At 71.9% G+C, this 13,959-nt stretch carries 12 protein-coding genes; 7 read left to right on the top strand and 5 right to left on the bottom strand.

Annotation, left to right across the window (positions count from 1 at the left end; all coding sequences use genetic code 11):
• Positions 1-29 precede the first annotated feature (29 nt).
• Positions 30-677: a hypothetical protein gene (locus OG568_RS35420; protein ID WP_329534503.1), complete on the bottom strand. Its 648-nt coding sequence runs from the start codon at positions 675-677 to the stop codon at positions 30-32.
• A gap of 288 nt (positions 678-965) precedes the next feature.
• On the opposite strand from OG568_RS35420, the gene OG568_RS35415 reads away from it, so the two are divergent.
• From OG568_RS35415 to OG568_RS35400, 4 genes are all read left to right on the top strand, one after another.
• Positions 966-1,589, top strand: a complete 624-nt coding sequence (locus OG568_RS35415) for a GntR family transcriptional regulator (protein WP_266414659.1) — start codon at positions 966-968, stop codon at positions 1,587-1,589.
• Between the two features lie 254 nt (positions 1,590-1,843).
• Positions 1,844-4,546 (top strand): pyruvate dehydrogenase (acetyl-transferring), homodimeric type, encoded by a 2,703-nt coding sequence (gene aceE / locus OG568_RS35410; RefSeq protein WP_329534502.1) that lies wholly within the window; start codon positions 1,844-1,846, stop codon positions 4,544-4,546.
• Between the two features lie 122 nt (positions 4,547-4,668).
• Positions 4,669-5,682 carry a helix-turn-helix transcriptional regulator gene (locus OG568_RS35405; RefSeq protein WP_329534501.1) on the top strand — a complete coding sequence of 338 codons (1,014 nt, stop codon included), beginning with the start codon at positions 4,669-4,671 and terminating at the stop codon, positions 5,680-5,682.
• A 90-nt stretch (positions 5,683-5,772) separates the two neighbouring features.
• Positions 5,773-6,291 carry a DUF4240 domain-containing protein gene (locus tag OG568_RS35400; RefSeq protein WP_266421857.1) on the top strand — a complete coding sequence of 173 codons (519 nt, stop codon included), beginning with the start codon at positions 5,773-5,775 and terminating at the stop codon, positions 6,289-6,291.
• Here OG568_RS35400 and OG568_RS35395 read toward each other — a convergent pair.
• Entirely contained in the window at positions 6,258-6,527 is a 270-nt protein-coding gene (locus OG568_RS35395; RefSeq protein WP_266582129.1) for a hypothetical protein, read from the bottom strand. The two genes, OG568_RS35400 and OG568_RS35395, sit on opposite strands and share 34 nt — an antisense overlap.
• Positions 6,528-6,627: 100 nt before the next feature.
• Positions 6,628-7,455: a peptidoglycan recognition protein family protein gene (locus OG568_RS35390; protein ID WP_329534500.1), complete on the bottom strand. Its 828-nt coding sequence runs from the start codon at positions 7,453-7,455 to the stop codon at positions 6,628-6,630.
• A gap of 187 nt (positions 7,456-7,642) precedes the next feature.
• On the opposite strand from OG568_RS35390, the gene OG568_RS35385 reads away from it, so the two are divergent.
• Entirely contained in the window at positions 7,643-8,827 is a 1,185-nt protein-coding gene (locus tag OG568_RS35385; RefSeq protein ID WP_266414649.1) for a MarP family serine protease, read from the top strand.
• A 49-nt stretch (positions 8,828-8,876) separates the two neighbouring features.
• Here the strand turns inward: OG568_RS35385 and OG568_RS35380 are convergent, their stop codons facing one another.
• Positions 8,877-9,365 carry a GNAT family N-acetyltransferase gene (locus tag OG568_RS35380; RefSeq protein WP_266582131.1) on the bottom strand — a complete coding sequence of 163 codons (489 nt, stop codon included), beginning with the start codon at positions 9,363-9,365 and terminating at the stop codon, positions 8,877-8,879.
• A 71-nt stretch (positions 9,366-9,436) separates the two neighbouring features.
• Here OG568_RS35380 and OG568_RS35375 point away from each other — a divergent pair, with 71 nt between their 5' ends.
• The gene (locus tag OG568_RS35375) at positions 9,437-10,363 is read left to right on the top strand and encodes a TIGR01777 family oxidoreductase (RefSeq protein ID WP_329534499.1); all 927 of its coding nucleotides are present in this window, start codon (positions 9,437-9,439) and stop codon (positions 10,361-10,363) included.
• 510 nt (positions 10,364-10,873) lie between these two features.
• Positions 10,874-12,226 (top strand): NAD(P)/FAD-dependent oxidoreductase, encoded by a 1,353-nt coding sequence (locus OG568_RS35370; RefSeq protein WP_329534498.1) that lies wholly within the window; start codon positions 10,874-10,876, stop codon positions 12,224-12,226.
• Position 12,227: 1 nt separating this feature from the next.
• Here the strand turns inward: OG568_RS35370 and OG568_RS35365 are convergent, their stop codons facing one another.
• Complete coding sequence (locus OG568_RS35365) at positions 12,228-13,667, bottom strand: regulator (RefSeq protein ID WP_329534497.1); 1,440 nt, start codon at positions 13,665-13,667, stop codon at positions 12,228-12,230.
• Between the last annotated feature and the right edge of the window lie 292 nt (positions 13,668-13,959).

The raw sequence follows: 13,959 nt of genomic DNA, 5'->3' as shown, positions 1-13,959 counted from the left end.
GGACGGGGGCTTCGCGTTTCCCCTCCGAGTCACCGCGGCTTCAGAGCGCCGTCCGACCACAGCACCAGCGTCTCCACCCACATGTTCGGGATCTCCGTCTGGTACGCGGGGGTCAGGTGCCGCGTCCGGTACGCCTTGAGGACGTCGTACGTGGCGTCCAGGCAGTCGCGCGAACCGAGGTCCCCCGTCGCCGGGTCGACGCCGACGAGGAATCCCCGCTTCTCGACCGTACGGATCATGGCGCGGGCGGCCCGCACGTCACTGGTCGACGAGCCGGTGCAGCGGTAGCGGCTGTACGGATGCGTGGACTTCCCCGGATACTCCGCGTCACGTGACATGTCGCCGAGCATCCGGGCGTACGTGCCCTCCGCGTGCCAGGCGCCGATGTCACCGCCGGGCGGGGTGTAGAGCGCGTTCGACGGGTTCTCCACCGCGCCGTACACCCACCGGTCGGTGCCGGTGATCCGGAAGCCCCAGCCGACGTGCCCGAACTTCTGCGCGCCGTCCGGCTTGACGAAGACACACGCGCCGCCGGAGGCGTCCGAGGTGCCGTGGGCCCGCGTCACACCCGGCTGCGCGGCCGCCCCCGTGTCCACGGGCCCGCACGCTGCCACGGCCACGAGCGCCCCGGCCGCCACCGCCCAGCGAAATCCCCGCTTCCGTCCCCATCCGCCCATGCCGACCCCCTGCCGTTCACGCGAGCCCCGGGGAAGCCCCCGCGCCGAAACCCCTGTGTCGACCCACACACCGTGCGGGGTCCGCGGGTTCTCCGGGTGACACGGACGTGACGCCTCCGGATCCCACCCGGTACGGGTCTTGACAGCCGCGGCCGCTCTGACAGCGTGTAAGTCTCGTCTCACCTGCGGGAAAGCGCCCCCGTGCGCCTCTCCCCGACAGGGCTGCGGCCTTATTGTCTAAAGGTCAACGCCCTAGGGGCCGGCCCGCCCCGAGTGAAGGAGCCCGTCATGACCGCGCCCGTCGTCCACTCGCTGCGCGAACAGATCCGCCAGCACATCGTGGAGGGGATCGTCAGCGGGCGCTGGAAGCCGGGCGAGCGGATCGTCGAGCGGCGGATCGCGACCGAGCTGGAGGTCAGCCAGACCCCGGTCCGGGAGGCGCTGCGCGAGCTGGAGTCCCTGCGGCTGATCGAGTCGGCGCCCAACAAGGGCGTACGCGTGCGCAACCTGACGGCCGCCGATCTGGAGGAGAGCTACCCCGTACGGGCCGGTCTGGAGGCCATCGCGGCCGAACTGGCGGCCGAGCGGCTCGCCCAGGACTGCTCGGCCCTGGAGCCGCACGTCGCGGCGCTGTACGAGGCCGACCGGCTGTCGGACGGCACCGGCCAGGTCCGCCACACCGTCGCCTTCCACCGCGAACTCGTGCGCGCCGCGGGCAACTCCGTCCTCCTGCACACCTGGGAGGGCCTGGGCATCGAGGTCTTCACCGCCCTGTCCATCCGCTGGCTGGGAACCGTCCAGCAGTCGTACGCGGAGGAGCACGAGGCGCTCGTGGACGCCTTCCGGCGCCGGGATCCACTGATCGCCGACCTGGTGAAGGCACACGTGCTGGGCTGCGCGCCGCGCCCGTGACACAGCCGAGCACACCCACGCTCACCTGGGGAAACCCTGGGAATCCAAGGCACCCGGTGCCTACCGTCAAGGCACCCCGTGCCGACTTTCGCGATACGAAGAGGTTTTCGGCTTGAACCCTTTGATCGATCATCGATCAGGGAGTTAGAGTCATCGGTGGGCTTTCACCAGAGCCCGCCGCCCTGTCCTGCCAAAGACAAAGGGCACCCGAACAACCCTCGTAGGGAACCCCTTCGACTCCGGAAGGCGGCGCAATGACCGACCCCACCGCTATCCAGCCGAGCGAGCTCGACCAGCTCCCGGACCGCGACCCCGAGGAGACCGCCGAATGGCAGGCCTCCCTGGACGCCGTCACCCAGGCGGCCGGGCCGCACCGTGCCGCGTACCTGATGCGCCGCACCCTGGAGCGCGCCGAGGGCAACGGTCTCGCGCTGCCCAAGCTGCTTGAGACCGACTACGTCAACACCATCCCCACCGCCTCCGAGCCCGTCATGGACGGCGACGCGGCGATGGAGGCCCGGATCACCGCCTGGAACCGCTGGAACGCGGCGGCGATGGTGACCCGGGGCGCGAAAGCCGGCGTCGGCGGCCACATCGCCACCTTCGCCTCCGCGGCCTGGCTCTACGAGATCGGCTTCAACCACTTCTTCAAGGGCAAGGAGGGGGACGGCTCCGGCGACCAGCTCTACATCCAGGGCCACGCCTCCCCCGGCATCTACGCCCGCGCCTTCCTCGACGGCCGGCTGAACGAGCAGCAGCTCGACAACTTCCGCCAGGAGGCGGGCGGCAACGGCCTCCCGTCGTACCCGCACCCGCGGCGCCTGCCCTGGCTCTGGGAGTTCCCGACCGTCTCGATGGGCCTCGGCCCGCTGTCGGCGATCTACCAGGCGCGCTTCAACCGCTATCTGACCAGCCGCGGCATCAAGGACGTCTCGCAGTCCCACGTGTGGGCGTTCCTCGGTGACGGCGAGATGGACGAGCCGGAGTCGACGGCCGCACTCACGCTCGCCTCCCGCGAGGGCCTGGACAACCTGACCTTCGTCATCAACTGCAACCTGCAGCGCCTCGACGGTCCGGTCCGCGCCAACTTCAAGATCGTGCAGGAACTGGAGGCCCGGTTCCGCGGCTCCGGCTGGAACGTCGTGAAGTCGCTGTGGGGCTCGGCCTGGGACGAGCTGTTCCAGCTCGACACCACGGGCGCTCTCGTACGCCGTCTGCGCGAGGTACCCGACGCGCAGGTACAGACGTACCAGACCCGCGACGCCGCCTACATCCGCCAGGACTTCTTCGGCTCCGACCCGGCCCTCGTCGAGATGGCGAAGCTGATCGGCGACGACAAGATCCTCGAGTGCTTCCACATCTCCCGCGGTGGCCACGAGCCGCACAAGGTGTACGCGGCCTACCGCGCCGCCCTTGCCCACAAGGGCGCGCCGACGGTGATCCTGGCCCAGACGGTCAAGGGCTTCACCCTCGGCAAGGGCTTCGCGTCCAAGAATGCCAACCACCAGATGAAGAAGCTGTCGGTGGACGAGTTCAAGCAGATGCGTGACCTGCTCGAACTCCCCATCTCCGACAGCCAGTTCATCGACGGCGTGGTCCCCTACGGCCACCCGGGCGCCGACGCCCCCGAGGTCCGTTACCTCCAGGAGCGCCGCGCGGCCCTCGGCGGCCCGGCCCCGGCCCGCCGTACGCACGCCCTCGCCCCGCTGCCCGCCCCCGCGGACAAGGCGTTCGCGTCCTTCGACAAGGGCTCCGGCTCGCAGAACATCGCGACGACGATGGCCTTCGTACGCCTGGTCAAGGACCTGGTCCGCGACAAGCAGACCGGCAAGCGCTGGGTGCCGATCGTCCCCGACGAGGCGCGCACCTTCGGCATGGAGAGCCTCTTCCCCTCCCTCGGCATCTACTCGCCCAAGGGCCAGACGTACGAGCCGGTCGACCGCGACCAGCTGATGTACTACAAGGAGGCCACGGACGGCCAGATCCTCAACGAGGGGATCACCGAGGCCGGCTCCATGGCGGACTTCATCGCCGCGTCCACCGCGTACGCCACGCACGGCGAAGCGATGATCCCCTTCTACATCTTCTACTCGATGTTCGGCTGGCAGCGCACTGCCGACCAGATGTGGCAGCTCGGCGACCAGCTCGGCCGCGGCTTCCTGGTCGGCGCCACGGCCGGCCGTACGACGCTGACGGGCGAGGGCCTCCAGCACGCCGACGGCCACTCCCCGGTCATCGCCGCGACCAACCCGGCCGCCCTGTCCTACGACCCGGCGTTCGCGTACGAGATCGCGACGATCGTCAAGGACGGTCTGCGCCGGATGTACGGCGAGGCGACCCCGGGCGAGGACCCGAACGTCTTCTACTACCTGACGGTCTACAACGAGCCGATGCCGCAGCCCGCCAAGCCGGGCGGCCTCGGTGTCGACGAGGGCATCGTCAAGGGCCTGTACCGCTTCAACACGGCCGAGTCGGCGGGCCTGTCCCCCGTCGCCAACGCCCCGCGCATCCAGCTGCTGGGCTCCGGCACGGCGATCCACTGGACCCTCGAGGCGCAGAAGCTGCTCGCCGAGGAGTGGGGCGTGGCCGCCGACGTGTGGTCCGCGACCTCCTGGACGGAGCTGCGGCGCGACGCGCTGGAGGCCGACGCGGCCCTGCTGCGCGGCGAGGAGCGGGTGCCGTTCGTCCGCCGGGCGCTGCAGGGCGCCGAGGGCCCGGTCCTCGCGGTCTCCGACTACATGCGCCAGGTCCCGGACCAGATCGCGCAGTGGGTCGAGCAGGACTACTCCTCGCTCGGTGCCGACGGCTTCGGCATCTCCGACACCCGTGCGGCGGCCCGTCGCCACTTCGGCGTCGACGCGCAGTCGATCGTCGTCGCGGCGCTGGCGCAGCTGGCACGGCGGGGCGAGGTCAAGGCGTCCGCGGTGAAGGAAGCGCGGGAGCGCTACGGGCTCTGACGGTCCGCCTGTTTCATGAGGGGCGCGGTGGCCACGGCCGCCGCGCCCTTCGGCGTTCCGGCTCGCTCCTCGGCCTTCCGGCGCGCCCCTTCGTTGTCAGTGGGGCCCGGCATCATGGCCGTATGCGCGCTGCCCGCCTGATCAAGATGGTGCTGCTGCTCCAGTCGCGGCCGTCGATGACCGCCGCCGAGCTGGCGCGGGAGCTCGAGGTGTCCGAGCGGACCATCACGCGGGACGCGCAGGCGCTGTCGGAGGCGGGCGTTCCGGTGTACGCCGATCGAGGCAGGACCGGGGGCTATCGCCTGATCGGCGGCTACCGCACCAGGCTCACGGGCCTGGCGCGGACGGAGGCGGAGGCGCTGTTCCTGAGCGGTGTGCCGGGGGCCCTGCGGGACATGGGTCTTCAGGACGCCGCCTCGGCCGCCCGCCTGAAGGTGTCCGCCGCCCTCCTCCCCTCCCTGCGGGACGCCTCGCGGGCGGCGGGACAGCGGTTCCATCTGGACGCGCCCGCCTGGTTCGACGAGCCGGAGACGCCCGAGCTGCTGCCCGCGATCGCGGAGGCGGTCTGGGACGACCGTCGGATCACCGCGGGGTACCGGCGCGGGACGGCGGAGGTGGAGCGGGTCCTCGAACCGTACGGGCTCGTGCTGAAGGCGGGGATCTGGTACCTGTGCGCGCGGGTGCCCGAACCCGGGCAAGACGGACCCGGGCAAGACGGACCCGGCCCCTTCCGGGTCTACCGCATCGACCGCTTCACCGAGGTGCGGCCCGCCGCGGAGTGCTTCACCCGGGAGGCGGGGTTCGACCTGCCCGGGTTCTGGGCCGAGCGGGCCGGGCAGTTCGCGCGGTCCATCCTGCGGGCGCAGGCCGTCGTGCGACTGTCTCCGGAGGGCGTGCGGAGACTTCCGTACGCCGTCGACCCCGCGTCCGCGAGGCAGGCGCTGGGCGGGTGCGGTGACCCCGACGGGCGGGGCTGGGTGACGGTCACCCTCCCCGTCGAGTCCGAGGAGGTCGCCCATGCGCAACTGACGGGGCTCGGGCCGGAGGTGGAGGTGCTCTCGCCCGCGGCGCTGCGGGGCCGTTTCGCGGGGGACGCGGTGCGGCTGGCGGCGCTGTACCGGGAAAACGCCTCGTAGCCCGCGGTTTTACCGTCGGCATGTGCACGCATAACAATCTGCGGCACTCCGCGTGCGTCACTCCCGTTCAGGCCCGATGCTGGACCCGTGATGGACGAGACGGAGTTCTGGGAGCTGGTGGACACGACCCGCGAGGCCGTCGAGGGCGACCCCGAGGACCACGCCGACCTGCTCGTCGAGCGGCTCGTCCAGCTGGACCCGGACGCCGTGCTCGACTTCGCCCGTCACTTCGAGGCCCGCTACAACCGCGCCTACCGCTGGGATCTGTGGGGCGCGGCATGGGTCCTGCTCGACGGGGTGAGCGACGACGCCTTCGACTTCTTCCGCTGCTGGCTGATCGGCCAGGGCCGGGAGGTCTTCGAGGGCGCGATGCACGATCCCGACGCGCTCGCCGACCTCCTGGAGGACTTCGACGAGGATCTCGACGGGGACGGTGAGGAACTCGGTTACGCCGCGGACGAGGCGTACGAGCAGCTGACCGGGGTCGTCGCGCCCGACCTCGGCATTCCGCCGGCGCCGCCCGAGCCGGAAGGTACGCCGCTCGACTTCGAGAACGAGTCCGTGCTCTCCGAGCGCTATCCCAGGCTGTGGGAGCGCTTCAGGGGCTGAGGCAGTGTGGCGTACGGGGTGACGTACGGGAGGTGTGTCCCGTGGTTGTCGTGGGCGTGGTACGGGGGTGCGGCGTTGGCTCGGTCCAGTGCCGAGGCGGTGGCCGCGGCGGGTCCCACGAGGACCGTCACCACGGCGCACGCCACGGTCCACGGGGTCCGCAAAGCGGTGTTCCAACCCCCCGCACCGGCCGCCTTGTTCGCCTTGCCCGTCTTCTCAGTACGCCTGCTGCTCATCTTCCCCACCTCCAGTCGGCTGTTACGGGAAGAACGCTAGAGAGCGGCGATCTGAGACACCGTTGACCCGACTGTGGCCTGTCTGTGAACGCGTTCGTGGTCAGCGGCCCTGGAGGTGGGCGGCTCGGGCTCGGATGTGGGGGAGTTGGGACGTCAGCGCGGCGCCGGGGCAGTTGGTCATGAAGCCGGCGTCGTGGCCGGCCAGCGTGGGCAGGAGCGCACCCGTACCGGCGGAGTACCGGCTGAGGTTGTTGCTGGAGACGAGCCGCACCGTGGCACGGGGGTCCACGTCGGACAGCCCCAGCTTCCACGCCGCCAACGCGGCGATCGCCTCGGTCAGCGCCCGCGGCACCGGCGTCCCCGCCCCGAACGTACCGATGGCCGCGATCCCCGCGGTGCCGTGGTTGAACCCCTGCGTATGCGCACCGGTGACGGCCCGCTCGACCCCTCCCGCCCGCCCTTCGTAGATCGTGCCGCAGCGGTCGACGAGGAAGTTGTACCCGATGTCGTCCCACCGCCGGACACCGGTCTGACCGTCGTAGAGGGAGCGGATGATGCGGGGCACGTCGGCGCACTCGTACGCGTTCGGCGAGTCGGTGTGGTGCACGAAGACCGCGACGACGTGGTCGTCGTAGCGGGCGGGCGGCTGCGCGCGCGTGCTCCTGGCGTCCAGCCACCGCGACCGCGGCACGATGACCGGCCGCACCGCGCGATGCATGACCGTGGGCAGCGGCGCGGCCGCCGGCCGTTCGGATCCGGGTTCGGGTTCGGGTTCGACGACCCTCCGGTCCACCCCGGCCGCACACACCACCAACGTGAGCACGGCGAGCAGACCGGGCACGCACCCGAGCACGACGGCGGCGCGCCGCGCCCGCCCTCTCGGCGTGGGCCGCGTCCATGCCCCCCACGCTTTTCGGAAGACACGCATGGAGCCACCCTGGCCCGGTTCCGATCCCCCCGCGATGTGTGCTGTGCCACCTGGTGGAACCATCGTCCTGGTCCGGGACGTTTTTACAGGTCCACGCGCGCGCGGCCGTTTCCCGGCTCCCCGCGCGCGTGCCTGATCACTGGGCCCGCCCCACACGTACTAAGGGGCCCAAGAGAAAGGCGGCTCCGTGGACCTGCTCGACATCCTGCTGTTGCTGGTGATCCTTGCTTACGCGGCGTCCGGCTACCGGCGCGGCCTGGTCGCCGGCTGTGTCTCGCTGGCCGGTTTCGTCGGCGGTGCCGTCATCGGCGTATGGGTGTTGCCGTGGATGATGGACCTGGTCGCGGCGGGGACGTCGGCGGCGACGGTGACGGCCGTGCTGACGGTGCTGGTGCCTGCTGTGGTGGGCCACGAGCTGGCGGGCCGGCTGGCGCTGAAACTCCGCCGCGAACTGGACCAGGGGCCGCTGCGGGTGGCCGACGGGATCGGCGGCGCGGCGGCGAACACGGTGGCGGTGCTGCTGGTGGCCTGGGTGGCCGCGAGCGTCCTGGGAGCCTCCTCGTCCACCCTCATCACCCAGTCGATCAGCAACTCCGCGCTGCTGGGCGCGGTACAGAACGCGATGCCGGACACCACGCCCACCTGGTTCTCGCGGGCCACCTCGGCGCTGACGGAGGCGGGTTTCCCGCAGGTCTTCAACCCGTTCGAGAACGAGCCGACGACGAGCGTCGCGAAGCCCTCCGGCGACAGCGTCACCGCGGCCGCGACGAGCGCCGCCAAGCTCAGCACGGTGAAGATCGAGGGCGCCGCGGGCAACCAGGGCCGGGAGGGCAGCGGGTTCGCGTACGCGGCGCAGCATGTGATGACCAACGCCCATGTGGTCGCGGGCATCGACAACCCGACCGTGCGGGTGGGCGGTGTGGGCCGCGCGTACCCGGCGCGGGTGGTGTTCTTCGACCCTCGCAAGGACGTCGCGGTCCTGTACGTACCGGACCTCAGGGTCCCTCTTCTGCGCTTCGACGACAGCGCCGAGCGCGGCGACTCCGCGGTCGTCGCGGGCTATCCGCAGGACGGCGGTCTGGATCTCCAGGCGGCCACGGTCGCGAACCGGATCAACGCGCGGGGCCAGAACATCTACAGCTCGAGCATGGTCACCCGGGAGATCTACTCGATCCGATCCACCGTCCGCCCCGGCAACTCCGGCGGCCCGCTCCTCACCACCGACGGCAGGGTGTACGGCGTCGTGTTCGCCCGCTCCACCTCGGACAACGAGACGGGTTACGTCCTGACGGCCGACGAGGTCGCGGGCGACGCCCGGCGCGCGGCGACCGCGACGACCCAGGTGGACACGGGCGACCTGATCACCTCGTAGCCATCGGCCCCGAGGTGGTCGGCTCCGGGGCGGTCGGCTTCGGGGCCGCTCAGAGAAAGCGGCCCATGAACACGTCGTCGACGTACTCGCCGTCGAGCAGGAACTCCTCGGGCAGGACGCCCTCCACCTCGAAGCCCTCGGACTCGTACAGCTTCCGTGCCGGGGTGTTGTGGCCGAGGACGCGCAGGGTGATCCGCCGGGCACCCTGGCGTCGGGCCTCGTCCCGCACGGCCCGCAGCAGCGCCCGTCCGACGCCCGTGCCGCGCGCCTCCTCGGCGACGGCGAGTCCCTGGATCTGCCGGACGTGGGAGTTGGAGACGAGGGGCGTGGGATAGCCCAGCTTGATGTAGCCGACGAGGACGCCGTCGAGTTCGGCCACGTGGTGGTCCCGGGGGCCGAACCGCTCGTTGTAGAAGGATTCGTACGGCGGCTGGGGGCGCGGCTTGACGGCGTGCAGGGTGGACCAGGTGGCACGGTCGAGACGGCCGAGCGCGTCCTCGTCGTCGAGGGTGGCGATGCGTATCTGTGGTACCGGCATGAAGGTCACTGTACGGCGGCCCCGTGGAGTCCCGGCCGGTGTTTCCCCCGTGCGCGCGGCAGGATGGGCGCATGAACGACTCACCGCTTGCCCCGGATTCCCGTAGGTCCCGTATCGCGATCGCCGGCGCGTCCGGCCTGATCGGTTCGGCACTGACGCGCTCCCTGATCGCGGACGGACACGAGGTGGTCCGCCTCGTACGGCGTGCGCCCCGCGGGACGGACGAGCTGCGGTGGGACCCGGACGGGCAGCGGATGGACGCCGGGGGGCTCGCCGGGTGCGCGGCGGTGGTCAACCTCGCGGGGGCGGGGGTCGCTTCACGGCGGTGGACGGAGGCGTACAAGCGGAAGATCCGGGACAGCCGGGTGCGGGGGACGGCGACGCTGGCCGAGGCGGTGGCCTCGCTCGACGAGCGGCCGCGGGTGTTCGTCAACGGGAGTGCGATCGGGTTCTACGGCGAGACGGGCGACCGGGTGGTGGACGAGTCGGCGCCGCCCGGGGAGGGTTTCCTTCCCTCCGTGTGCGTGGCGTGGGAGGGGGCCGCGGCGCCGGCCCAGGAGGCGGGTGTCCGTACCGTCTTCGCCCGTACGGGGCTGGTGGTGGCGCGGGAGGGCGGGGCGTGGGGGAAGCTGTTTCCGCTCTTCAAGGCGGGGCTCGGTGGGCGGATGGGAGACGGCCGGCAGTACTGGAGCTTCATCTCCCTCCATGACGAGGTGGCCGCGATCCGGCACCTCATCGACACGTCGTCGGTGTCCGGGCCGGTGAATCTCACCGCGCCGACGCCCCTCACCAACCGGGAGATCACCGAGGCGATGGGGCGCGTCCTGCACCGGCCGACCGTCTTCGCCACCCCGGCTCCCCTCCTGCGCCTCGCCCTCGGCGACATGTCCGGCGACATCCTGGGCAGCCAGCGTGTCCACCCCTCCCGCCTGCTGTCCTCGGGCTTCACCTTCGCGTTCCCGTCGATCGAGGGAGCGTTGCGAGCGGCCCTGCGCTGACAAGCGTCTTTCGCCCCCGCCGCCCCTACCCGTCCCATCCTCGACCTGGGGGCTCCGCCCCCAGCCCCCCGATCGGCCTGAACGGCCTCGTCCTCAAACGCCGGACAGGCTGAAGATGCGCGCAGCGCCCCTTCAGGGACGCGGGGAACTGCGCGACCAGCCCCCACCGGCCGTCGGCCAAAAGACAACGGCGGACGGGGATGCGGGGCGAAGCCCCCGCCCCAGGGGCGCGGGGAACTGCGCGCCAAGCCCCCACGCACCCGCAGCCAAACGAATCGGGCACACGGGGGATGCGGGGCAGAGTCCCGCCCCAGGGGCGCGGGGAACTGCGCGATCAGTCCCCACTCGCCCGCAGACAGGGAACCCGTGCACCCCCATGCGACCGTGCACGCCCGACGCGCGACTGTCCGCGGCCCTCCGCGCACCTACCTTCGAACCGAACTCGGGTATCCCTAGAGCCCGTTGGGGGCATGACGTCTCCACCGGCCGCGCAACCTCGAGGAGGGGCACGTGCTAGAGCCCGTAAGCAAGGCGGACGTGGACGTCGTCATCGTCGGGGCCGGAGCCGCGGGACTCGCGGCCGCCCAGCACCTGACCAGGGCGGGCCTCACGACGAAGGTTCTGGAGGCCGCCCCCACCGTGGGCGGCCGCATGACGACGGAGAAGGTGGACGGCTTCCGGCTCGACCGCATCGGCCGGCTCCTGTCCACCTCGTATCCCGAACTGCACCGCACCCCGGGGCTGAACACCCTGGCCCTGCGCCCGTTCTCCCCGGGCGTGCTGCTGCACAGCGACGGCCGTCACCACCGCGCCGCCGCCCCCGTCATCCCCCGGAGCGCAAGGGGCGCACTCACCGCCGCGCGCGCCCTCGCAAGCGCCCCCCGTCTCCCCCGGAGCCAAGCCTCCCGCCCCGGCCCCCTCGGCGGCCACCTCGACCAGACCCGCCTGGCGACCGCTCTCGCCCGCCTGGCCGTCACTCCACCCGAACGCCTGCTCACCCGCCCGGATCTCCCCACCGCACAGGCGCTGACCACCCGTGGTCTCCCGCCCCGTACGGTCGACGGTTTTCTGCGCCCCCTGCTCGCCGCACTCCTGTGCGACCCCACCCTCGCCACCTCCAGCCGCGCCGCCGATCTGGCGCTGCATTCGTTCGCGTCGGGCCGGCTGTGCCTGCCGGAGGGCGGCGCGGACACCCTGCCCGAACTCCTCGCCGCCTCCCTGCCCCCGGGCACCGTCCACACCGGTGTCGAGGTCACCGCGGTCTCCACGACCACCGTGACGACGAAGGACCACGGCGAACTCACCTGCCGGGCCATCCTGCTGGCGACCGGAGCCCGCGCCGCGGCCCGGCTGCTGCCCGGTCTGCGCGTCCCGGCCTTCCATCCGGTGACGGTCCTGCACCACACCACGGACGAGCCCCCGTTGACCGACCCCGCCCTGCTCCTGGACGCCGACCGCAGCGGCCCGGTGGCGCAGACGGCGGTCATCAGCCAGGTCGACCCCTCCCGCGCCCCCGCCGGACGGGCGCTCGTCTCCTCGACGGTGCTGGGCACTCCCCCGGCCGCCGCCCATCTGGACACCGCGGTCCGCGCCCAACTGGCCCGCCTCTACAGGACGTCGACGACCCGCTGGGAACTCCTCGCGGTCCACCACACCCCTGACGCGGTCCCCGCGATGCCCCCTCCGCACGACCTGCGCCGCCCTGTACGCCTCCTGGCGGGCCTGTACGTCTGCGGGGACCACCGGGACACCGGAACGGTCCAGGGCGCCCTGCATTCGGGCCGCCGGGCCGCCCACGCCCTTCTCATGGACCTGGGCGCCCGTCCGGCCGCCGCGGAGGAGCGTCTGGAAACGGCGGCGTGAGTCAGCCCAGGGCCGCCACCCGATCCCGGTAGCCCCGTACGGGTGCCGCGTCCCGGTACGGTTCGAGCCGCCGCTCGAAGTCCCGTACGTACTCGACGGCCCGGACCGACCGCATCTCCGCCGCCTGCCCCGCGGCCTCCGCACCCAACTGGCAGGCCTGGTCGAGCTCCCCGAGCCCGAGCCGTGCCGAGGCGAGCACCACCCGGCAGAACAGCCGGCTGCGCGCGAACCCGGGCGCCCGCAACTGCAGCGAGCGCTCGGCGTGCTGCGCCGCGGCCCGGTACTGCTGCAGATCCCGGTGGCAGTGCCCGAACTCGTCGGCGAGCTGCGCCTCGTCGAAGAACCGCGCCCAGGGCGGGGCCTCGTCCCCCGGCCGGGCGGATTCGAGGGCCCGCTCGGCACGCACCAGCGACGCCGTGCAGGCCCGCACCTCCCCGAGGACGCCGTGCCCGCGCGCCTCCACGGAGTGCAGCAGCGCCTGGACGACGGGCGGCACGGACGAGCCGACGCCCTGCTGGGCGACCCGGGCGAGCTGCACGGCCTCCCGCCCGTGGCCGAGGTAGACCGCCTGCCGGCTCATGGTGACCAGGACGTACGAGCCGTACGCCCGGTCCCCGGCCGCCTGCGACAGCCGCAGCGCCTGTACGAAGTAGCGCTGCGCGAGCCCGTGCGCGGCGATGTCGTACGAGGTCCAGCCGGCGAGGCGGGTGAGGTCGGCGGCGGCCGCGAACAGACGCCGTCCGGTCTGCTCGCCGTACACGCCGCGCAGCATCGGCTCGGCCTCGTGCTCCAGGTAGCGGACCAGGGCCTGGCGGGCGTGGCCGCCGCCGTAGGCGTGGTCGAGGGCGCGGAACAGTTCACCGACCGACCGAAGGGCGGCGATGTCCCCGCCGGTGACCTTCTGGCCGGGTCCGCGTTCGGTCTGGCCGCGCTGGCGGGGGACCGCGGGGCGCCCCTGGGCGGGGATGCGCGCGGCGGACTGGTCGCCCCGGCTCACCCGGTCGTCGGCCCGTCCGATGAGCCAGTCGCGGCTGGGCACGACGAGTCCCGCCGGGGTGAAGGCGATCTTGCGGAGTTCGGCATGGCTGCCGGAGTCCTTGCGCCACAGGCCGCTGACGATGTCGACGGCCTCCTCGGGGGTCGCGGCGAACTCGAGGCCCGCGTAGACGGGTGCGCAGGCGTCGAGCCCGAGGTCCTGCGCGGTGAGGCGGCGGCCGAGGCGTCTCGTGAACACCTCGGCGATGAGGGCGGGCGTGGTGCCGCGGGGCTGCTGCCCGCGCAGCCACCGCGTCACCGATGTCTTGTCATATCTCAGGTCAAGTCCGTGTTCGAGGCCGAGCTGGTCCACGCGACGGGCGAGACCTGCGTTGGAGAACCCCGCTTCTGCGATGAGCGCGGCGAGCTGACGATTGGGAGTGCGCTGCGCGGGTCGTTCCGTCATCTGCGGTGCGGTCTCCTGCCTTCCGGACATCACTGGGTGCCCGGATTGCCTGTGAGCAGCCCTTATGGCCTCGTGGACGGCGCGAATGTAGCGGAGAGTAAGCACCCGATCGCACATTTCGACATACATTCATCCGATCGTGTGAGGATTGACCGCTGGGCTGACGCGTGCGGCCCGGACGTACAGTGGCGTGGGCGCGTTACGTACCTGACGAAAGGTTCTTTCGCCTGCCGGACAACGGGCCCGTCGGATGCCGTACCAAAGGTTCTGAAGGTTCTGAGGCTTCTTCTAG

The sequence above is a fragment of the Streptomyces sp. NBC_01450 genome (genome assembly GCF_036227505.1).
Lineage (GTDB): Bacteria > Actinomycetota > Actinomycetes > Streptomycetales > Streptomycetaceae > Streptomyces.
Note: the sequence above shows the minus strand (reverse complement) of the source record. Positions and strands in the feature narration are given on the sequence as shown.